The organism is Pseudoduganella namucuonensis (assembly GCF_900116645.1).
In the GTDB taxonomy this organism is placed as follows: Bacteria; Pseudomonadota; Gammaproteobacteria; order Burkholderiales; family Burkholderiaceae_D; genus Rugamonas; species Rugamonas namucuonensis.
Map to the genome: position 1 here is coordinate 157,382 of NZ_FPBO01000009.1, position 21,637 is coordinate 179,018.

The window sequence follows — 21,637 nt, forward strand, 5'->3', positions numbered from 1 at the left end:
CGCCGCTCAGCGCACCGTGATTTCGCGCGCCTGGCCGTCCCGCTGCTTGACGAAGCGCACCACCGCGTCCACCGTGACGGTGTCGATCTGGCCCGCCATGCGGCGCTCGAAGGGATGGTCGTCGAAGGCGACATTGGCGCGAAACATGCGCGCGCCCAGCCGCGTGGCGGCGGGAATCTCCACCGTGATGGGCTGGAAGCCGGCCTTCCTCAGCCAAGCCTGCGCCTCGGCGCGCGTCTCCACCTGGCCCGGCTCGGAGGCCGCCGCCGCGTAGCTCTCCAGCACCCACTGGTTGGAATTCTGGTAGCGCGTGGAAAAGGCGTAGGACAGCATGTTGTACTGCGCGTGGTGCAGGCGGCGCGGCGTGTTCGACGCCAGCAGGCGCGCCAGCCTGGCCTGCATCTCCTCGCCGGGGATGACGATGGAGGCCTGGTACAGGTGCATATTATCGAGGAAGAAGTTGCCCAGGCCTTCGTTGTACAGGGCGGAGCTGGCGCCGCCGCACTGGTTCAGTTCATGCACCACCAGCCAGCGGCCCTTTGGATGGTCGCGCCACGCGAGCGCCATGTGCGAGTAGCGCAGGCCGTACTTCGACAGGTCCTGGCCGGCGCGGGCGATCAGCGCCACTTGCGCGCCGCTGTCGTCCAGCGCCTGGCGCGTGCGCAGCGCCAGGTCCATGCCCTGGACGACGGTTTGCGCGTCGAGCGGCTTGTCGTCGCAGGGCTGGCCGGCGCGGGCGGCGAGGGGGAGCAGGCCAGCCAGCAGCGCGGCGGCGCCGAGTAATGCCAGGGCGGCGCGGCGCACGTCACAGCTCCACGCGGCTGTGGTGCAGCAGCGCCGTGCCGATCTCGTTGGGGATGAAGGCGATGGCCTTGCCGGACATGACCAGCACGAAGCCGGTGGACACCGCCGTCACCATCACGGCCGTGCCGACCGCCCGCGACAGGCTCTCCGCCGCCTTGGCGCCGAGCTTCACGGACGCGGTGGCGGCGTTCGACGCGCCTTTGAGCACGACGACGACGCCGTCGGCCACGGTCTCCACGCTCTCCACCACGACCACGCCCGAGACGGCGACGGCGGACAGGGAACCGATCACCACGAAGCCGGCGGCGGCCGACAGGTGCTCCGAGGCGCGGGACGGCGTGGAGTCGCCGGCGGCGGAGGCGGAATTGACGGTGAAGGCGGCGGTCAGCAGGGATATCAGCAGCAGGCGTTTCATGTGAGTCTCCATTGGGTTAGTGATGCGCATGATGGCGCGCGGGCCGGGAATTAGCAAATTGTCTGCTACCGGTTAGTCATTGAGGTATTGGGGTATTAATTTATGATACTTTGATCTGGCGCAGCAGTTTGAGCGCGAAAAACGCGAGTAGGGCGACGCCGGTCAACAGCACCGTCCACAGGACGATGTCGCCGCCGGCGCGGGAAAGTCCCGCGTGCCGCAAGCCGGGCCGAGGGGCAAGCGCGCCGGCCATTGCCTGCGGCAGGCGGTTCAGTTCCTCCGTCGTGAAACCTGGTGCCACCTGTTCCGGCGCGAGGCCGGTGCGACGCGCGTCCGTTTTGCCGAACGCCAGCCGGTACGGACCCTTGCCGTTCGCGAGGAACAGCAGTGTGGCTGGCGTCCACGATAGCTGCAGTGTGGGCTGCGCATTGGTCTCCACATGCGGCCGCACGATCCATTGCGCGGCGTGCGCCTCGCCGACAGGGATGGGCCGCGAGATGCGTTCCGCGCCATCGTGCCGGACCCTGTAGAAGGTGGAACTGGCCACTGGCCGGAACGAGGGCGCCGTTTGCCTGCGCAGGCCATGGCGGTATGTTTGCAGGTAGCTGCCCACGTCCGCCGGGTACACGACATTGGTCTCGTCAAAGCGCAGGCCGATGCGCTCGACGGGAATCGCCATCGAAGCCTCGTACAGCAGTTCCTTCCGCACGGGCCGGGGTTTCAGGGACAGCGTCTCCATCACCGGCGCGGCTTCCACCACCTTGCCGGATTCCGCGACCACGCCGGCGAATACCAGCGGCTTGCCGCGCCGCCAGCTCAGGCGCGCGTAGCGGAAGCGGCGGGGAGCGAACTCCATGCGATTGTTGGATAGTGTTTGCTCGTCGGAGTTGACGATCCAGTGCAGTTCCGCCGTGGCGGCGGGCTCCCAGCGCTGCAGGTCGTCGCTGGTCTCCAGCTGCAGTTCGGCCGTGTAGCTGGACGTGCCGTGCGGCGGTTCGAAGCGCAGCGCGTGGATGGCGCCGTCCCGGCTGTCGTCGCGGATGCCGCCCAGGTCGAGTATCAGGCCGGACAATCCCTCGCGCTCCCTGCCGGCGCCGCGCGTGGCGACAGCCAGGGCGCAGCCCTGCGCGTCGACGCGGACGTCCAGCCACAAGCCGCCTGGCTGGCCCCGCCAGGCGCCATTCAGCGGGAAAACGCGGGCGGGAATGTCGTCCACCCGTGTCTGCGCCTTGCGCTCGGGCGGAACGATGGCGTGGGGGCGGGGATTGCCGTCCCGGTCGAACACGCGCATGTCGCTCAGGTCGCGCGACATCGCCCCGATGTACACCGCCTGCGGCAGGCGCAGGCTGGCGATTCCCGTATCGGCCGCCAGCGTCAGTGGCATCGTGTAGGCGTAGGCGGATGGCTTGTCGTTGGCCGTGGCGTGCAGCGCGAGGCTTAGCCCTAGCAGCGCGCATGCCTTGCGCGGCACGCTCATGTCACGCTCCCCGCGCCGGACGTTCGGGCAGCGGCGCGAGGTATCCCACCGCCACCATCATCAGACCCGCGCCGATGAAGGAGACGATGCGCGCCACGCTGCCGGCGTTGCTCAGGTCCAGCATGAACAGCTTGAACACCACGAGCGCCACCAGGGACGCGCCCATGCACCATGCCATGCGCCAGCCCCGCCGCGCGGCGGCGCGCATCAGCAGCAGGGCGCTGGCGCTCCACACCAGCGACAGCATCGCCTGCACGAACTGGGAGGCCATCAGCGTGTCGAAGCGGTAGGGCATGTCCATGTAGTTCGCCACGCTGCGCAGCAGGATCAGGTTGAACCACAGGTAGACGGCGCATCCCGCCGCCGCCCGCGCCACCTGTGAAGGCTGCCGCGCGGCGGGATGCATGCGGTGGCACGCCGCGCAGAGCAGCAGTGCGAAGCCGGTGGTGATATCCAGCGGGTTCAATAGCGGCAGGTAAGGCAGCGGCGCCATGGTTCCGTTGTGGATCAGGTTCCAGTAGCCGGCCAGCAGCGCGAGCCAGGCGGCGCCGGCGGGCAGCACGTGGCTCGTGTGCCACGCGGCCAGCGGATGCACGGGCCAGGCGTCGCGGCGGGCTCGCCCCAGCAGCCACGCCAGCGCCCCCGTCATGGCCCAGGCGGGGACGTAGCGGGACCAGCCGCCAAGCTCTCCATCCGCTCCTTCCAACAGCGCCAGCCGCATCGCGCCGGCCGGGTGCATCCAGAGCGTGACCGCTTGGTTCAGCACGGGCCAGATCATCAGCCAGGGCACGGCGATCCTCAGCATGTGCGTTGCCCGCATGGCGGGGAGGGGCAAGTGAATGCCAGCCTTGCCGGAACAATGCTGCACATATTCCGCCGCGGCCCAGACACCGCCGAAGGCGCTCCATGCGAGCCAGCCGGGCATGAATCCCGAGCGATACAGGATGGCCAGCATTGCGACGCTGAGCAACGCCTGCACCAGCCATACGGGTGCGGACAGCCAGCGCAGCGCGGGCCACGCGCAGGCCCGGGACAATGGCTGCACGGCGGCGGCCAGCAATCCAGCCAGCAGGGCATGGAAAGCGAATTGTGGGCGGAGGTCGAACAGGCCGGCAGCGCCCGGGTGGTTCGTGCCCAGCCAGTGTGCGATGGCCGTGAGCGCGGGGCCATACCAGGCCAGGCCAACCAGCGGCAGCATCCGGACGGCGATCGCCGCGTGTGCGGGTTCATTGTCTGCGCCGGCTTGGCGCTGGAAGTTCAGCGCGGTGATGAACAGGGCGGTGGCCAGCAGCAGGGCGCTTGGAATGGGACCCGCGAACAGCCCGCCGGTGGAGGCGAACAGGAATTGATCCGCAACGAAGGACACCCATGCGCCGGCCTGCACCAGCAAGCCGAAGCCCCGGGCCAGCCAGCTGCGCTGGCGCAGTCCCATCCAGACGATGCCCGCGCCCTCCAGCCCCCAGGCGGCGGTGATCCAGTGCCCGTCCAGCGCGTAGGGGATGGAGAGGGTGCCGAACACCACGCCCAGCGCGAGGAAGCTTTCGGCCAGCAGGCGCGCGGTGGCGCCCATGCGGCGCCACACCAGCAGCGCGAGCGCGGTGTAGGCCAGCCCCAGCGCCAGGGTGGAATAGGCCAGGCCGAAGGGCATATCCATGACCAGCCGGTACTGGATGCCCGCCGCCAGCAACGGCGCGCCGAACACCAGCGAGCCGTCGACGTAATGTCCCAGCCTTGGCGCGTCCCGCCGCGCGTGGAAAACGGCGATGGCGATGTACAGCAGCAGGAACAGCGCGAGGAATAGTTGCGACGACAGGTAGTGCTCCGGCCGATAGCGTAGTACGCCCCAACCGGCGCCGATGGCGAAGGTGAAGAACATACCGAACAGGTTCAGCACGCGCCAGGACTTTTTCGCGGCGATGGCGACGATGCCGGCGTTGAGTATCGCGCAGTAGGAGAACAGCGTGATGTGGCTGCCCTCGCCGGTGGAGACGAGGACGGGCGCCGCGAAGCCGCCCGCGATGCCGAAGAAGGCCAGCCAGAACGCGTCCTGCATCACGGCGAGCGCGCAGGTGAGGGCGACCAGGGCGATCAGTATCGCGAAGGCCAGGCCGCCGGGAATCAGGTGATAGGCGCGGAAGGCCGAGAACGTGACTAGCATGAGAATGCCGATGGCCATGCCCTGCACCGGGAGGCTGATGCCGGGGCGGCTGGAGCGTATGCGCCAGCCCCAGGCCAGCAGGGCCATGTCGGCGGCCGCGATGGAGGCGAGGCGCAGTTCGATCGGCACCTGGGTGTGGGCGGCGGCGTATTTGAGCAGGAAGCCGATGCCGAGGAACAGCACCAGCAGGCCCACCCGCGCCACCAGGTTGCCGCCGAATAGCCATTGCCTCACGCCGGCGACCCAGCTGGAGGGGGCGCCACCGGCGGCCGGCGGCGCGGCGGGTGGCTTGGGCGCCGAAGGCCTGTCCTGCGCGCGGTGGAGCGCTGGCTCGGCTCCGGTGGTGGATGCCGCGGAAGGCCGCGTTGGCGCGTCACCAACGGCGTTGGCGCCGGCCGGCGGCGTGGCGCGGGCGCTCGCTCCACCGGGCGCCTCTTGCGCCGTCCGCGCCAATAGCTCGGCGAGCCTGTCGCGCAAGCGCGCCAGTTCGCCCTCGTGACGAAGGGCCATGCCGCGCGCTTTGTTCGCCACGTTGAGGCAGACGATCGGCATCGCGATGACGTACGCGAAGGCGATCAGCGCCATGAATATGAAACCGTCCATTCCAGTCTCCCTGTTTTGAGAATGACGCATCATCGCGCCGAAAACAGGGAAATGCGCGCGTCACGCTACCAGTTTCGCTAGAAGTACTGATAGTATTAACTTTTGATACTTCAATGCCAGAACCACCACCATGTCCAACACCAGCCTCATGATCGACGCACTGAAACGGCAGTTGAAGGCCCGCTCCATCACGTACGCCGAACTGGCCCGCCGCATCGGCCTGTCCGAGCCCAGCGTGAAGCGCATGTTCGCGCTGCGCCATTTCACGCTGGAGCGGCTGGAACAGGTGCTGGACGCGATAGGCATGGATTTCGCCGAGCTGGCCCAGGCGGCGACGGACGCGCCCCAGCTGATCGCGCAGCTGACGTACGCGCAGGAGAAGGAGATCATCGAGGACACCAAGCTGCTGGTGGTGGCGGTGGCGGCGCTGAACCTGATCCCGCTGGAGCAGATCGTGGCGGCCTACCGCATCACCGAGGCCGAGGCGGTGAAGTGCCTGCTGCGGCTGGACCGGATAGGCTTCCTGACGCTGTTGCCGAACAACCGCGTCAAGCTGCTGGTGGCGCGCACCTTCAGCTGGATACCGAACGGCCCGATCCAGACCTGGTTCCGGCAGGAGGCGTACGGCGACTACCTCGACACGCGCTTCGCCGGCAGCCACGAGGTGATGCGGCTGGTGAGCGTGATGCTGTCGCCGCGCTCGACCAAGGCGCTGCTGGAGCGCTTGCGGCAGGTGGCGGACGAGTTCTCGCAGCAGCACCAGGACGACGCCAGGCTGCCCTACGAGCAGCGCCACTCGATCACCTTCCTGCTGGCGGCGCGGCCGTGGATGCCGACGACGTTCAAGGCGCTGATGCGCTAGGTTGTGGTGATCCGGTTACTAATGTATTTTGTCAATATTCCACTTTTGCAAAGAGCACAAACATGAGCAAGCCCAGCCAGTTCTCATTGCTGACGCAACGCCGCTTCGCCCCGTTCTTCTGGGTGCAGTTCCTCGGCGCCTTCAACGACAACCTGTTCAAGACGGCGCTGATGGTGATCCTGGCCTTCGAGGCCGCGAGCTGGACGTCGATGTCGGCGTCCACCGTCACCAACCTGATCCCCGGCCTGTTCATCCTGCCGTACGTGGTGTTCTCCGCCACCGCCGGCCAGATCGCGGACAAGTTCGAGAAGGCCGGCCTGTCGCGCCTGGTGAAGTGGCTGGAGGTGGCCATCATGCTGATGGCCGGCCTGGGCTGGATGACGCACACCCTGTGGCTGCTGATCGCGGCGGTGGTCGGCATGGGCATGCACTCCACGCTGTTCGGCCCCGTCAAGTACGCCTACCTGCCGCAGCAGCTCAAGCCCGAGGAACTCATGGGCGGCAACGGCGTGATCGAGATGGGCACCTTCGTCGGCATCCTGCTGGGCCAGGTGCTGGGCGCGGTGCTGGTGGCGTACAAGGGCATCGGCATCGAGCTGGTGGCCGGCGCCACGGTCGCGGTGGCGGTCATCGGCCTGCTGGCCAGCTACCGCATTCCGCTCACGCCCGCGCCGGCGCCGGACCTGCGCATCAACTGGAACCCGGTCACCGAGACGCTGCGCAACATCGGCCACTCGGCCAAGAACCGCACGGTGTTCCTGTCCATGCTGGGCAACTCGTGGTTCTGGTTCTACGGCGCGCTGATCCTGGCGCAGTTCCCCGTCTACGCCAAGGACTATCTGCACGGCGACCATAGCGTGTTCGTGCTGCTGCTGACGGTATTCTCGCTCGGCGTGGGCACCGGCTCGCTGCTGTGCGAGAAGCTGTCCGGCCACAAGGTGGAGATCGGGCTGGTGCCGTTCGGCTCCATCGGCCTGTCGCTGTTCGGCGTGGACCTGTACTTCGCCAGCCAGGGCTACCTGAACACGGAGGCGGTGGCCTGGCTGGGCTTCCTGGCGCAGGCCGGCGCGCTGCGCATCCTGTTCGACGTGGTGATGATCGGCGTGTTCGGCGGCTTCTTCATCGTGCCGCTGTTCGCGCTGATCCAGATCCGCTGCGAGGCGGCGCACCTGTCGCGCACCATCGCCGGCATGAACATCCTGAACGCACTGTTCATGGTGGCCGCCACCGGCGTGGCCATCGCGCTGCTGGGGCAGGGCTTCACCATCCCCGAGCTGTTCCTCACCACCGCCATCCTGAACGCGGTGGTGGCGGTATACATCTTCTCGCTGGTGCCCGAATTCCTGATGCGCTTCCTGGCCTGGATGCTGATCCACACCATCCACCGCGTGAAGACCATCGACGCCGACCGCATCCCCGAGAGCGGCCCGGCGGTCCTGGTCTGCAACCACGTCAGCTACGTCGACGCCATCGTGATCGGCGCGGCCAGCCCGCGCCCGATCCGTTTCGTGATGGACCACCGCATCTTCAAGATGCCGCTGCTGGGCTGGATCTTCCGCACCGCGAAGGCGATCCCGATCGCGCCGGCCAAGGAGGACCCGTGGCTGATGGAGAAGGCCTTCGTCGACATCGCGCAGGCGCTGCACGAGGGGGACCTGGTGTGCATCTTCCCCGAGGGGCGGCTGACGACCACGGGCGAGATGAACGAGTTCAAGGGCGGCATCACCAAGATCGTCGAGCGCAGCAAGGTGCCGGTGATACCGATGGCGCTGCGCGGCCTGTGGGGGCATTTGCTGAGCCGCAGCCAGGACAATGTGTTCGAGCGCGCCTTCCGCAAGGGCTGGCGTTCCAGCCTGGCGCTGGCCGTGGGCCAGCCGGTGGCGGCCGACCATGTGACGCCGGAGCTGCTGCGCGCGCAGGTGGCGGAGTTGCGGGGAGACTGGAAGTAGGGGGGATTCCGGCGTCATCGCCCAGGGGACGGACCCGCGATCCGGGTCCCGTGCCTTTGCGGCGGCTGATGGCGCGATGGGTCTGTCCCCGGTTTTACGGCGCCTTCACGCGGCCTGGCGGCCCTTGTCCGCCAGGCGCAGCAGGTCGTCGAAGTCCACCGGCTTGATCAGGTGGCAGTCGAAGCCCGCGTCCAGGGTGCGGCGGCGGGCGTCGTTCTGGCCCCAGCCGGTCAGCGCCACCATCAGGATGTGCTCCGCGCCGGGATGCTGGCGTATCAGCCGCGCGGCCTCGTAGCCGTCCATGCCGGGCATGCCCAGGTCCATCACGATCAGGTCCGGCGGCACCTCGGTGGCGGCGGCCACCGCCGCATAGCCATCGTAGGCGGTGCCCACATCGAAGTTCTCCATCTTGAACAACTCGCCCAGCGAATCGGCGGCGTCGCGGTTGTCGTCCACCACCAGCACGCGGCCCTTGCGGTCGCGCGCCGGCTGCGCGGCCCGCGCGCACGGCGCCGCGGCGGGCGTCTGCTCCGGCAGCGGCAAGCGGATCACGAACTCGCTGCCCTTGCCGGCGCCCTCGCTGTAGGCCTCCACCGAGCCGCCGTGCATCTGCGCGAACTGGCGCGCCAGGCTCAGGCCGATGCCCAGGCCGCTGGAGATCTGCCCGCTGACGGTGCGGCTTTGCTCGAACATGTTGAAGATGGTGGGGATGGCCTCCGCGTCCAGGCCGATGCCGCTGTCGCGGATGGACACGCACATGTCGTGGCCGTCGCGCCAGGCGCGCACGCCCACCTGGCCGCCCTGCGGCGTGAATTTGATGGCGTTCGACAGGATGTTGGAATAGATCTGCACCACGCGCGCGTAGTCGGCGTCCAGGTACAGGGTTTCACCGGGCAGGTCCTGGTCCAGGCGGATGCGCTTGGCGATGGCGGACTGCATGCACAGTTCGATCACATGGCGCATCACCTCGCCGAACACCACCGGCTGGCGCTGCAGCTGGATCTTGCCGCTGGTGATGCGGGCCACGTCCAGCAGGTCGTCCACCAGCCGCGTCAGGTGCACCACCTGGCGCTCGACCACGTCCTTGATGCGGGCCGCCGGCTCCGAGTGCGGGAACAGCTGCGTGAGCAGCTTGGCCGAGGTGCGGATCGGCGCCAGCGGGTTGCGCAGTTCGTGGCCCAGGCTGGCGAGGAACTCGTCCTTGCGGCGGTTGGCCTCGCGCACCTGGTACTGCTTGTCGCGCGCGCGCAGCATGGCCTGCACGGCGGCGATCAGGGTCACCGTGCGCACCGGCCGCTCCAGCAGCGTGAGATTGCCCAGGTCGACCACGGCGCAGCGCACCATCAGCGAGTCGCCGCCCTTGTGGGTGAGCAGCAGCACGGGCAGGTCGGACCACTCGGGCTGGCAGGACACGTAGTCGCTCAGCATGCGGTAGCCGCTGGCCGACAGCGCCTCCTCCACCGTCACCAGCGCGCCGGCGCCCAGTGCCAATTGCTCGCGCAGCTCGTTCACCGTCTCGCACACGTGGCTGTCGATGTGCGCCATGCCCAGTACTTTCCCGGTGAGGGCCGCGTTCTGGCCCGCCGGCGCATAGATGAGGATGCGCTTTTCCATGGCGCCCGCCTTACGCCGCCGCTCCGCCCGCCGCGGCCGGGGGGGCCGGGGCGTGGGTGGGCAGGCCGGTCAGCACGCCGTGGAAGCCGGACAACACCTCGCCCACGCGCGGGCCGCCGACGCCGATGCTGAAGCGGCGCAGCGTGCGCTCATGGGCGCTGCCGCGCTTCTTGAACACGGAAATGGCCTGCCGCACCTCGCCCTCGGCCTCGAAGTAGCGCATCATGATGATGTTGTCGGCCAGGTAGCTGGCGTCGATCGAGGTCGATATGTTGCCGCCGATCAGGCCCGCCTGCACGCCCACCACGATGGCCACCACGCCGCGCTGGCCCAGATACGTCAGCAGTTCGTGCAGATAGGTGGTCATGAAACGCTCGTCCGGCACCGCGTTCATGTAGCCGTTCAGGCTGTCGATGACGATGATGCGCGCGCCGGCGCCGGCCGCGTCCGCCACGGCCTGCGTGAACTGGCCCGGGGTCAGCTCGGCCGGATCGACCTGCTGCACCGTCAGCAGGTCCCGCTCGATGGCCGGCCGCAGGGGCAGGCCCAGGCCCTCGGAGCGGTTCAGCATGTTGTTGCGCGCCTCCTCGAACAGGAACATCGCGCAGCGTTCGCCGCGCCGCGTGGCGGCCCAGACGAATTGCGCCGCGACGGTGGACTTGCCGCAGCCCGGCGGCCCGGCGATCAGGGTGCTCATGCCTTCCTCCAGGCCGCCGCCCAGCAGCGCGTCGAGCTCGGGCAACCCGCTGGAGAGCTGGCGGAGCGCGCCGTCGCCGCGGGTGTCGGCCGCCACCAGGCGCGGGAACACCTTCAGGCCGCCGTGCAGGATGCGGTAGTCGTGCGAGCCGCCGCGGAAGGCGATGCCGCGGTACTTCACCACGCGCAGGCGGCGCCGCTCGTTGCCGTAGGACTGGCCGGCCAAGTCCAGCGTGATCACGCCGTGCGCCACGCTGCGCACCTGCAGGTCGGTGCTGAGGGCGGTGCGGTCGTCCAGGAAGATGGTGGTGCAGTTGCGGCTGGCCAGGTACTGCTTCAGCGCCAGCACCTGGCGCCGGTAGCGCAACGGGCTTTCGGCCAGCAACTGCAGCTCGGACAGCGAATCGAGCACCACCCGCGTGGGCCGGTACTTCTCGACGGCGGCCAGGATGCGCTGGGTGGTGGTGCCCAGTTCGATCTCGGACGGGTGGAAGATCGAATACTGCTGCTCGGGATCGAGCGCGCTCTGGTCCGGGATGATCTCCTCGATGTGGATGCCGGCCATGTCCCAGCCGTGCGAACTGGCCACCGAGCCCAGCTCGATCGAGGTCTCCGCCAGCGTGATGTACAGCACCGATTCGCCCTGGCGCACGCCCTCGTTCAGGAACTGCAGCGCCAGCGTGGTTTTGCCGGTGCCGGGCTCGCCCTCGACGAGGTAGAGGCGGTCGCGCGTCAGGCCTCCGGCCAGGATGTCGTCCAGGCCGGAAACACCCGATGAGAGGAAACGGCCGCTGTCGCTGTTCTGTGATTCCATGATGCTGGGTCCTGGGAAAGTATGTCCTGTCGATAATAACCCAAGTCAAAAACACAGCATTTTCTGTAGACTTTTTGTATCGATTTGTAGCTGTTCGCTACATATAAATGGTTACAACAATGACGGTTGCGGCGCGGCTGCGTTTTTTACAATATGCGCTCTTACACAAACCGGATGAATGCTATGAAACACATTGCGAAGACAGGCATGGCCACCGCCGCGCTGGCGCTGCTGGCCGCCTGCGGCGGCGGCGACGGCGTCGCCGTCAACCCGCCGCAGGGCGCGCCGCAGCCGGTGGCGCCGAAGGCGGTGCAGCTGGTGGCCGACTTCAACACCAGCGTCGAGGGCTGGAAGGGCGAGAGCAGCGACTACTCGGCGGCCGACGCGCCGGAGCACGTGGTGTTCGAGCAGCGCACGCTGGACGCGCCGCTGACGGGCAAGGGCTATTACGTGGCCGGCCGCAACAAGAGCGACGACCTGTTCCTCTACGTGAAGAAGCAATACGGCGGCCTGGCGCCGAGCACCAGCTACAAGCTGGGCTTCACGGTCAAGTTCGCCACCGACGTGCCGAGCGGCTGCATGGGCGTGGGCGGATCGCCCGGGGAATCGGTGTGGATGGTTGGCGGCGCTTCCGACTTCGAGCCGAAGGCGGTGGTGAAGGACGGCCGCACCGAGGTCAACATCGACCGCGGCAACCAGGCCGGCGGCGGCAAGGCCGGGCAGGTGCTGGGCACCATCGGCAACAGCGTGCAGGACTGTGGCGCGTCGCGGAACGAATCGAAGACGCTGAAAAGCGCCGAGCCGCTGGTGGTGAAGACGGACGTGGACGGCAAGCTGTGGGTGCTGGTGGGCATCGACTCCGGCTTCGAATCCGCCTCCCACGTCTCGTTCCAGAGCGTGACGCTCGACCTGGACCCGGTCAAATAAAGAGTAAGCGCACACTTTCCCTGCCGCGGCCGTCCCGACCGCGGCTTTCACAGCCCGCCGTCACACCGGCGGGTTTTTTTTTCGCCCCCCATAAATAGCCCAGGGCGCTTATTCCCATGCGGACAAATAAGCCTTGGGCTCTTTTCGTCGGATGGGCCGCGCTCCGCCTCTCGGGATCCGCCCGGCGCCGTAAAAGGCCCAGGGCGGATTTTGCCGTGCAGGAATAATAGCCCTGGGCGGTTTTTGCTGTGCGGAAATGTATTTGGGCTTGACTTTGTTAGAATGATCGTTCATTCTATAAAAAGTGAAACGCTGAGAGTGTGATATGAAACCGTTGACCCTGGTACTGATTTCCGCGGCCGCCCTGAGCGCCGGCTGCAAACCGACCACCGCCGGAGCACCTGGGGGCGTCAACCCGCCCCAGGTGCCGGAAGTGGGCATTTACACCGTGGCGCCGCGCGCCCTCGCGGTGACCACCGAGCTGCCGGGCCGCACCGCCGCCTACCAGGTGGCCGAGGTGCGCCCGCAAGTCGGTGGCTTGATCCAGAAACGCCTGTTCGCCGAGGGCGGCGATGTGAAGGCCGGCGCGCAGCTGTACCAGATCGACGCGGCGACCTACCAGGCGGCCCACAACTCGGCCAAGGCCGCGCTGGCGAAGGCGAGGGCGAACCTGATGGCGGCCGGTCCGAAGGTGGCGCGCTACAAGGAACTGGTGGCCATCGAGGGCGTGAGCCGCCAGGAGTACGACGACGCCGTGGCCGGCGCCGAGCAGGCGAAGGCGGAGGTGGAGGCCGCCGCCGCGGCAGTGGAAACGGCGCGCATCAATCTCGATTACACCAGGGTGGCCGCGCCGATCTCGGGCCGCATCAGCCGCTCGAACGTGACGCCGGGCGCGCTGGTGACGGCCGGCCAGGCCACCGCGATGACCACCGTGCAGCAGCTCGATCCGATCTATGTCGACGTGACCCAGTCCAGCACGGACTTGCTGCGCCTGAAGCGCGACATGGAGGACGGCAGCCTGAAACGGGGCGGAGGCCAGGCCAGGGTGACCTTGGTGCTGGCCGACGGCAGCCGGTACGCCCAGCCGGGCAAGCTGCAGTTCGCCGACGTGACCGTGGACCCCGGCACCGGCAACGTGGTGTTGCGCGCGATCTTCCCCAATCCCCGCCACGATCTGCTGCCCGGCATGTTCGTGCGCGCCATCGTGGAGAGCGGCGTCGACGAGCGGGCCATCCTGGTGCCGCAGCAGGGCGTGACCCGCAACCCGAAAGGCGAGGCAACCGCGCTGGTGCTGAACCGGCAGGGCAAGGTGGAGCAGCGCGCGCTGGTCACCGGCGCCACCGTGGGCGACCAGTGGCTGGTGAAGTCCGGCCTGTCGGCCGGCGACCGCGTGATCGTGGAGGGCGTGCAGAAGGTCCAGCCCGGCGCCAGCGCGCTGGCGGCCCGCACCCCCGCCGAGCCCGCGGCGCCGGCACCCGCGCGCACCGTGGCCGCCGCCGCCGGCGCGGCGCCCGGCCCCCGCGCGGCCAACTAAGCGGAGCTCGACACCATGGCACGTTTCTTTATCAACCGGCCCATCTTCGCGTGGGTCGTCGCGATCGTCATCATGCTCGCGGGCGTGATCGCCATCCTGGGCCTGCCGGTCTCGCAGTATCCCAGCATCGCGCCGCCGGCCATCACCATCAGCGGCAGCTATCCCGGCGCGTCGGCCAGGACCGTGGAGGACGCGGTCACCCAGGTCATCGAACAGAAGATGAAGGGCATCGACGGCCTGCGCTACATGTCGTCCAGCAGCGATTCGACCGGCGGCATCAGCATCACGCTCACCTTCAAGAACGGCACCAGCCCGGACATCGCGCAGGTGCAGGTGCAGAACAAACTGCAGCTGGCCACGCCGCTGCTGCCGGCCGCCGTCACGCAGCAGGGCCTGGTGGTGTCCAAGTCCACCAAGAACTTCCTGATGGTGCTGGGCTTCGTCTCCGAGAACGGCGCCATGAAGCAGTCCGACCTGGGCGACTACGTGGCCGCCAACGTCATCGACCCGCTCAGCCGCGTGCAGGGCGTGGGCGACGTGACCCTGTTCGGCTCCCAGTACGCGATGCGCATCTGGCTGGATCCGTCCAAGCTGCAAAGCTACCAGCTCACGCCGGCCGACGTGTCGGCCGCCATCACCGCGCAGAACGCGGAAGTCTCGGCCGGTGAGCTGGGCGGCGCGCCCGCGATGCCGGGCCAGCAGCTGAACGCCACCGTCAACGCGCAGAGCCGCCTGCGGACGCCCGAACAGTTTGGCGCCATCCTGCTGAAGACCGCCGCCAGCGGCGCCACCGTGCACCTGCGCGACGTGGCCACGATAGAGCTGGGCAGCGAGAACTACAACACGCTGGCGCGCTTCAACGGCAACCCCGCCGCCGGCGTGGCGGTCAAGCTGGCCACCGGCGCCAACGCGCTGGAGACGGCGGACGCCGTCAAGGCCAGGATCGACCAGCTGGGCAAGACCTTCCCGGCCGGGATGAAGGCCGTCGTCGCCTTCGACACCACGCCCTTCGTCAAGCTCTCCATCGAGGAGGTGGTGAAGACGCTGGCCGAGGCGGTGGTGCTGGTGTTCCTGGTGATGTATCTGTTCCTGCAAAACTTCCGCGCCACGCTGATCCCGACCATGGCGGTGCCGGTGGTGCTGCTGGGGACCTTCGCCGTGTTGTCCGCGCTGGGCTACTCGATCAACACGCTGACCATGTTCGCCATGGTGCTGGCGATCGGCCTGCTGGTGGACGACGCCATCGTGGTGGTGGAGAACGTCGAGCGCGTGATGACGGAGGAGGGCTTGCCGCCCAAGGAGGCGACCGAGAAGTCGATGGGCCAGATCACCGGCGCGCTGGTCGGCATCGCGCTGGTGCTGTCGGCCGTGTTCGTGCCGATGGCCTTCTTCGGCGGCTCCACCGGCGTGATCTACCGCCAGTTCGCGGTGACCATCGTGTCCGCCATGGCCTTGTCGGTGGTGGTGGCGATGGTGTTCACGCCGGCGCTGTGCGCGACCTTCCTGAAGCCCGTCGCCAAGGGCCACCACGCGGCCAGCACCGGTTTCTTCGGCTGGTTCAACCGCAGCTTCGACCGCGGCAGCGGCAAGTACCAGGGCTGGGTGGGCGCGATGCTGCGCCGGGGCCCCCGTTCGATGCTGATGTACGCGCTGCTGATCGGCGCGCTGGCCTTGCTGTTCATGCGCCTGCCGACCTCCTTCCTGCCTGAGGAGGACCAGGGCGTGCTGTTCGCCCAGGTGCAATTGCCGGCCGGCGCTACCCAGCAGCGCACGCTGAAGGTGATCGAACAGGTCGAGCAGCATTTCCTCACGAAGGAAAAGGACAACGTGGCCTCGGTGTTCGCAGTGGCCGGTTTCAGCTTCGGCGGCAACGGCCAGAACGCCGGCATCGCCTTCGTCAGGATGAAGGACTGGGCCGAGCGCCCGGGCAAGGAGAACGGCGTGCAGGCCATCGTCGGCCGCGCCATGGGCGGCTTCTCGCAGATACGCGACGCGATGGTGTTCGCCTTCGCGCCGCCCGCCGTGCTGGAACTGGGCAACGCCAGCGGCTGGGACATGCAGTTGCAGGACCAGGGCGGCCTGGGCCACGAGGCGCTGATGGCCGCGCGCAACCAGTTGCTGGGCATGGCCGCCAGGAATCCGCTGCTGGCGGGCGTGCGGCCCAACGGCCAGGGCGACACGCCGCAGTACAAGATCGGCATCGACCAGCAGCGCGCCGCCGCCCTGGGCCTGTCCATCGCGGACGTGAACAAGGTGCTCAGCACAGGCTGGGGCAGCGCCTACGTGAACGACTTCGTCGACCGCGGCCGCGTGAAGAAGGTGTTCATGCAGGGCCAGGCCGATTCGCGCATGGCGCCGGAGGACTTGAACAAGTGGTTCGTGCGCAACGCCGGCGGCGAGATGGTGCCTTTCTCGGCCTTCGCCAGCGGCCAGTGGGTGTATGCGTCGCCGCGCCTGGAGCGCTACAACGGCGTGCCGTCGATGGAGCTGCTGGGCATGCCCGCGCCGGGCGTCAGCTCGGGCGCCGCGATGGCGGAGATGGAGAAGCTGGCGGCGCGGCTGCCGGCGGGCATAGGCTACGAGTGGACCGGCCTGTCGATGGAGGAGCGCGACTCCGGTTCGCAGACGCCGGTGCTGTACACGCTGTCGTTGTTGATCGTGTTCCTGTGCCTGGCCGCGCTGTATGAAAGCTGGTCGGTGCCGTTCTCGGTGCTGCTGGTGGTGCCGCTGGGCGTGATCGGCACGGTGCTCGCGACCTGGGGCTTCCACTTGTCGAACGACGTGTACTTCCAGGTCGGCCTGTTGACGGTGGTGGGCCTGGCGGCGAAGAACGCCATCCTGATCGTGGAATTCGCCAAGGAGCTGCAGGAGCAGGGCGTGGAACTGAGGGAGGCGACGCTGCGGGCGGTGCGCCTGCGGCTGCGCCCCATCCTGATGACCTCCATCGCCTTCGGCCTCGGCGTGCTGCCGCTGGCGATCGCGAGCGGCGCAGGTTCGGGCAGCCAGAACGCCATCGGCGTCGGCGTGTTGGGCGGCATGTTGTCCGCCACCTTCCTCGGCATCTTCTTCGTGCCGGTGTTCTTTGTGCTGGTGCGCGGCCTGTTCCAGAAACGGAAACCGGCAGCCGCCACCGGCACCGTAGCGGGAGCGCATTGATATGCAAAAGACTTTACTTTCCATCGCGGCCACGATGTTCTTGAGCGCCTGCGGCCTGGCGCCGGTGTACGAGCGTCCCGCCGCGCCGGTGACGGCGGCCTGGCCGCGGGGCGACGCCTACCAGCCCGCGCCTGTGGCGGCGGACGCCAGGCCGGCGGCCGACATCGCCTGGCGCGACTACTTCGGCGACGCGCAGCTGCGCGAGACCATCGCGCTGGCGCTGGCCAACAACCGCGACCTGCGCGTCTCGGCGCTGAACATCGAGAAGGCGCGCGCGCAGTACGGCATACAGCGCGCGGCGCTGGCGCCGAACGTGTCGGCATCCGGCGGGCAGACCGCGACCCGCTCGCCGGACAATATGGGCGCGAACGGGCAGGGGGCGTTGTCCCGCCAGTACACGGCCAACCTGGGCGTGTCGTTCGAACTGGACTTCTTCGGCAAGGTCCGCAGCCTGTCCGAGGCGGCGTTGCAGCAGTACCTGGGCACCGAGGAGGCGCGCCGCGCGCAGCAGATCACGCTGGTGGCCGAGGTGGCGAACACCTGGCTGTCATTGCAGGCGGACCGCGAGCGCCTGCGCCTGGCGGCGGACACGCTGAAAAGCCAGCAGATCACGCATGAGCTGAGCAAGCGGCGCTTCGCGGCCGGGGCCACGTCCGGCCTGGACATGTACGAGGCGCAGACCAGCGTGGAGGCGGCGCGCAACGACATGGCGGTGTACACCGCCGAGGTGGCGGCCGGCGAGAACGCGCTGGCGCTGCTGGTGGGCGCGCCGTTGCCGGAGGCGCTGCAACGGCCGGCGGCGCTCGGCAATGTGGCCGCCGTGGCGGAACTGCCGGCGGGCCTGCCGTCCGACGTGCTGCAACGCCGGCCGGACGTGCTGGGCGCCGAGCGCGCGCTGCGGGCGGCCAACGCCAACATCGGCGCGGCGCGCGCCGCCTTCTTCCCCAGCATTTCGCTGGTGGGTTCGGCGGGCAGCGCGAGCGGCGCCCTGTCCGGCCTGTTCAAGGCGGGCTCGGGCACCTGGAGCTTCATGCCCGGCGTGACCCTGCCCATCTTCGACGGCGGCGCCAACCGCGCCAACCTGGCCGTGGCCAAGGTGGACCGCGACATCGCCGTGGCGCGCTACGAGCGGTCCATCCAGTCCGCCTTCCGGGAGGTGGCGGACGCGCTGGCGCAGCGCGGCACGCTGGACGAGCGGCTGGCGTCGCAAACGGCGTTGGTGGAGGCCACACAGAAGAGTTTCCGCATCCACGAGGCGCGCTACCAGAAGGGCAGCGAATCCTACCTGAACGCGCTGGTGTCGCAGCGCGCGCTGTACGCGGCGCAGCAAAGCCTGATCGGCGTGCGCCTGGCGCGGGCCGGCAACCAGGTCACCTTGTACAAGGTGCTGGGCGGCGGCTATTTATGAGGGGCACCACTCCATCGTCGCGTACAGGCCGTCCAGGCCCTGCATGACGAAGTCGCAGCGCTGGCACAGGCGCTGCGCGGGATTGCCGAGCAGGACTTGCAGGCGCACCGGCAGGTCCAGCCGCTGGCCGTGCGCCTGCAGGCCGCGCAGCAGGCCCTTGCCGATGCCGCGGCCGCGGTACTCGGGCAGCAGGCTCAGGTCCACCAGGCGCACCTCGTCGGTGCGGTAATCCACGTACAGGCGGCCGATCGGACTGTCGCGCTCGACAATGACGGTGACCTCGGCGTGCGGATAATGCAGCTGGAAATCGGTTTGCTGCGCCTTGAACTGCAGGTTCAGCAACATGGCCTCGGTGGACGGATCGCAGCCGTGCAGCCGGGACTCGGCGCCGCGCGTGCTCAGGTACAGGCGTTGCAGGAAGGCCTGGTCCGCTTGCGTGGCCGGGCGCAACTCGATGGAAGGGGCGGTTTTGTAAGTCATCATGGGGTAGCGTCCCGGTGACTGTTGATGTTGTCTTTATGGTATCACCAAAAGCGGGCACTGTAGCGGCAAATTGACAAATCGCGCCGCGTTCTCCACAGTACCGCCAGCAACCGAGGATTATTGGATGAGTACAGTGGAGAAGAGACATAGCGACCCCGAGCGCGCGCAGACGCGTCGCCAGCAGGTACTGGACGCGGCCGAGACCTGTTTCCGGCGCAGCGGCTTCCATGGGGCGAGCATGGCGGAGATATCGAAGGCGGCCGGCATGAGCGCCGGCCACATCTACAACTACTTCGACAGCAAGGACGCCATCATCGCCGCCTTCGTCGAACAGAACGTGGAGCGGGTGACGGCGATCATGCGCAACCTGGAGCAGCAGGAAGATCCGCTGCAAGCCATCGTCGACGACACCGCCCGCAGCGTGCGCGAGCACCTGGAGCGGGACACCTGGGCGCTGCCGCTGGAGATTTCGGCCGAGGCCGCGCGCAACCCGACCATCGCCGCCGTGGTGCGCGACGCCGACGCGCGTTCCCGCGGCCAGCTGCGCGCGATGCTGAAAACGGCCCGCGAGCGCCACCATTTGCCGGTCGACGATTTCGCGCTGGACGGCCTGGTGGAACTGGTGATCACGCTGTACCAGGGCCTGGGCGTGCGCGTGGTGCACCACCCCGATCTGGACGCGGAGGCGCTGATCGCCAGATTCCGTGCTACGCTGAAGGCCCTGCTGTTTTCCTGACACCTATCAATATGACCATCAACTACGTCGTCCCCGCGCGTGGCGTCGTCGGCCTGCCGGTGGCCGGCACGGACGCGCTGTTTCCCGTCCGGCGCGTGTACTGCGTCGGCCGCAACTACGCCGGCCACGCCCGCGAAATGGGCTCGGACCCGGACCGCGAACCGCCGTTCTTCTTCTGCAAGCCCGGCGACGACGCGGCCATCGTGCCGGCGCCAGCGTCCGGCGTGGCCGAGCTCCCGTACCCGCCGCTGACCAGCAATTACCACTACGAGTGCGAACTGGTGGTGGCCATCGGCAAGGGCGGGCGCGACATCGCGGTCGCGGACGCGATGGACCACGTGTTCGGTTACGCGGTCGGCTTCGACATGACGCGGCGCGACCTGCAGGGACAGATGAAGGACGCGGGCCGGCCGTGGGAGATCGGCAAGGCCTTCGACTACTCGGCCCCGGTCGGCGTGATCCACCGCGCGGAAGAGGTGGACGGGATAGAGCGGGCCGCCATCACGCTGGAAGTCGATGGCGTGGTCAAGCAGTCCAGCCATATCACGCATTTGATTTGGTCGATCGGCGAGACCATCGCCAACCTGTCGACCTTGTTCGAGCTGCGGCCGGGGGACTTGATCTTCAGCGGCACGCCCGAGGGCGTGGGCGCGGTGAAGCGGGGGCAGACGCTGGTGGGGAAGGTCGAGGGCCTGTCACCGATAACCGTGAAAATCGTTTAGCCATCACGCCGTCGTCCCCGCGAAGGCGGGGACCCGGGTTCTATGCGCGCTTGGCCAGTCGCGCCGCGATCGCGCTTAGTCCTTCCAGCGCCCCCATCGCCAGTCCCACGTCCCGCGGGCCCGGCACCTCCGGCTCGCGCGGATTGATGCGGATCAGCCGTCCGCCATGGCGCTGCACGATGCCGTGGCTGAAGTGGCGCACCGACGGTATCGCCGTCCCCGCGCCCAGCTCGACCACCACCGGCCGGCGCACCCCGGCCAGCCACGCCTGCTGTCGCGCCGCCTGCGCCTCCGAGCGCCGCTCCAGCCAGTCCCAGTCGCCGAACATCAGTATGTTCGGCCGCGCCAGCTTGCCGCAATGCGGACAGGCCGGCGGCGCGTTGCGCAGGCGGCAGGCCGCCGCGTCCACGTCCGGCTGGAACCGGTCCGCGCTCCAGATATCGCCGTCGCAGGCCGCCATGCATTGCAGGTGATGGATGGAGCCGTGGCACTCGACGATGCGCTGCGGATCGAAACCCGCCAGCTGGAACTGCCCATCCACGTTGCTGGTGAAGACGCTATAGCCGTGCTCCATCCGCCCGCCCCAGGCGCGCAGCAAGTCGAAGCCGGCGTGCGGCCTGGTGTCGCGGTACAGCCGCAGGCGATGGCCGTAAAAGCCCCAGGCCAGCGACGGGTCCACGCGGAAGGTTTGCGGCGAGGCGACGCTGGTGAATTCCAGCCGCGCCCGGGCGAGGGCGGGGTAGGCTTTCCAGAAGCCGGCGTTGCCGCGAAAGTCGGGCAGGCCGGAATCGACGCCCATGCCGGCGCCGGCGGCGATGATGAGCGAGTCGGCTTGGGCGATGAGGTCGGCGGCTTGTTCTATGGTCATGGGTCAGATGAGCGCCAAGGTCTTGGCCGCGAACCCAAGCGTTGCCAGCAAGTTGGCGATGAGCAGACCCATCATCCAGCGCCTTTCCGTGGCGGAGTCCTGGTGCTGGCGCTCGAGCTTTTGGTCGAATTTATCCTCCAGCCGTTGCAGGTCATGTCGCATTTCCGCGCGGTGAGCGTCCAGGGCGGCGCGAAGGGACCGGAATCCCTCGTTCATGTCGCCCCGTAAAGTTGTGACTGCCTGCCCCAAGTTGTCCACACCGACCTCTAGTTTTGCTATGCGTGATTCATGTCCATGATGGTCAGCACCCGGGGTGCTGTCAAGCGGGGTGGGGCTCATGTGCGTGCTCCTTTCGGTGGGGCTCGGGGCGATCACACGACTCTGCGCTTGTGCGGAATTTGCCGGCTTGCG

17 protein-coding genes are annotated in these 21,637 nt (G+C 68.2%); 8 read left to right on the forward strand and 9 right to left on the reverse strand.

All coding sequences use genetic code 11. The features are described from left to right. Window positions 1-6 precede the first annotated feature (6 nt). The 4 genes from BM436_RS12210 to BM436_RS12225 all read right to left on the reverse strand — a co-directional run bounded on the left by BM436_RS12210 (window position 7) and on the right by BM436_RS12225 (window position 5,457). Entirely contained in the window at window positions 7-804 is a 798-nt protein-coding gene (locus BM436_RS12210) for a DUF2145 domain-containing protein (protein WP_177307146.1), read from the reverse strand. A 1-nt stretch (window position 805) separates the two neighbouring features. Beyond that, on the reverse strand, window positions 806-1,219 hold the full coding sequence (locus BM436_RS12215) for a hypothetical protein (protein ID WP_093555790.1): 414 nt from the start codon (window positions 1,217-1,219) through the stop codon (window positions 806-808). A gap of 100 nt (window positions 1,220-1,319) precedes the next feature. Beyond that, window positions 1,320-2,696 (reverse strand): DUF3999 family protein, encoded by a 1,377-nt coding sequence (locus tag BM436_RS12220; RefSeq protein WP_093555791.1) that lies wholly within the window; start codon window positions 2,694-2,696, stop codon window positions 1,320-1,322. A gap of 1 nt (window position 2,697) precedes the next feature. Further along, window positions 2,698-5,457, reverse strand: coding sequence for a DUF2339 domain-containing protein (locus tag BM436_RS12225; RefSeq protein WP_229490133.1), 2,760 nt, complete (start codon window positions 5,455-5,457; stop codon window positions 2,698-2,700). A 130-nt stretch (window positions 5,458-5,587) separates the two neighbouring features. Here BM436_RS12225 and BM436_RS12230 point away from each other — a divergent pair, with 130 nt between their 5' ends. Both BM436_RS12230 and BM436_RS12235 read left to right on the forward strand, forming a co-directional pair. Further along, window positions 5,588-6,319 (forward strand): helix-turn-helix domain-containing protein, encoded by a 732-nt coding sequence (locus tag BM436_RS12230; protein ID WP_093555792.1) that lies wholly within the window; start codon window positions 5,588-5,590, stop codon window positions 6,317-6,319. Window positions 6,320-6,381: 62 nt separating this feature from the next. Then, window positions 6,382-8,268, forward strand: a complete 1,887-nt coding sequence (locus BM436_RS12235) for an MFS transporter (RefSeq protein WP_093555793.1) — start codon at window positions 6,382-6,384, stop codon at window positions 8,266-8,268. A gap of 105 nt (window positions 8,269-8,373) precedes the next feature. On the opposite strand, the gene BM436_RS12240 is transcribed toward BM436_RS12235, so the two are convergent. Together BM436_RS12240 and BM436_RS12245 are read right to left on the reverse strand one after the other, a co-directional pair. Further along, a complete protein-coding gene (locus tag BM436_RS12240) occupies window positions 8,374-9,882 on the reverse strand; it encodes a hybrid sensor histidine kinase/response regulator (protein WP_093555794.1) in 1,509 nt (502 codons plus the stop codon). A gap of 10 nt (window positions 9,883-9,892) precedes the next feature. Continuing rightward, complete coding sequence (locus tag BM436_RS12245) at window positions 9,893-11,392, reverse strand: ATPase domain-containing protein (RefSeq protein ID WP_093555795.1); 1,500 nt, start codon at window positions 11,390-11,392, stop codon at window positions 9,893-9,895. A gap of 183 nt (window positions 11,393-11,575) precedes the next feature. On the opposite strand from BM436_RS12245, the gene BM436_RS12250 reads away from it, so the two are divergent. The 4 genes from BM436_RS12250 (at window position 11,576) to BM436_RS12265 (ending at window position 18,417) form a co-directional block, all read left to right on the forward strand. Beyond that, window positions 11,576-12,319, forward strand: a complete 744-nt coding sequence (locus BM436_RS12250) for a hypothetical protein (protein WP_143133093.1) — start codon at window positions 11,576-11,578, stop codon at window positions 12,317-12,319. Between the two features lie 325 nt (window positions 12,320-12,644). Further along, window positions 12,645-13,853 (forward strand): efflux RND transporter periplasmic adaptor subunit, encoded by a 1,209-nt coding sequence (locus BM436_RS12255; RefSeq protein ID WP_093555797.1) that lies wholly within the window; start codon window positions 12,645-12,647, stop codon window positions 13,851-13,853. 15 nt (window positions 13,854-13,868) lie between these two features. Beyond that, a complete protein-coding gene (locus BM436_RS12260; RefSeq protein ID WP_093555798.1) occupies window positions 13,869-17,009 on the forward strand; it encodes an efflux RND transporter permease subunit in 3,141 nt (1,046 codons plus the stop codon). Between the two features lies 1 nt (window position 17,010). Continuing rightward, window positions 17,011-18,417 carry an efflux transporter outer membrane subunit gene (locus BM436_RS12265; RefSeq protein WP_093555799.1) on the forward strand — a complete coding sequence of 469 codons (1,407 nt, stop codon included), beginning with the start codon at window positions 17,011-17,013 and terminating at the stop codon, window positions 18,415-18,417. On the opposite strand, the gene BM436_RS12270 is transcribed toward BM436_RS12265, so the two are convergent. Further along, a complete protein-coding gene (locus tag BM436_RS12270) occupies window positions 18,412-18,900 on the reverse strand; it encodes a GNAT family N-acetyltransferase (RefSeq protein ID WP_093555800.1) in 489 nt (162 codons plus the stop codon). The two genes, BM436_RS12265 and BM436_RS12270, sit on opposite strands and share 6 nt — an antisense overlap. Before the next feature lie 124 nt (window positions 18,901-19,024). Between BM436_RS12270 and BM436_RS12275 the strand changes: the two genes are divergently transcribed. Both BM436_RS12275 and BM436_RS12280 read left to right on the forward strand, forming a co-directional pair. Further along, entirely contained in the window at window positions 19,025-19,636 is a 612-nt protein-coding gene (locus BM436_RS12275) for a TetR/AcrR family transcriptional regulator (protein WP_093555801.1), read from the forward strand. 17 nt (window positions 19,637-19,653) lie between these two features. Then, window positions 19,654-20,358 (forward strand): fumarylacetoacetate hydrolase family protein, encoded by a 705-nt coding sequence (locus BM436_RS12280; RefSeq protein WP_371859635.1) that lies wholly within the window; start codon window positions 19,654-19,656, stop codon window positions 20,356-20,358. Between the two features lie 40 nt (window positions 20,359-20,398). Here BM436_RS12280 and BM436_RS12285 read toward each other — a convergent pair whose 3' ends face one another. Beyond that, window positions 20,399-21,226: an SIR2 family NAD-dependent protein deacylase gene (locus tag BM436_RS12285; protein WP_093555803.1), complete on the reverse strand. Its 828-nt coding sequence runs from the start codon at window positions 21,224-21,226 to the stop codon at window positions 20,399-20,401. 3 nt (window positions 21,227-21,229) lie between these two features. Then, a complete protein-coding gene (locus tag BM436_RS12290; protein WP_143133095.1) occupies window positions 21,230-21,565 on the reverse strand; it encodes a hypothetical protein in 336 nt (111 codons plus the stop codon). Between the last annotated feature and the right edge of the window lie 72 nt (window positions 21,566-21,637).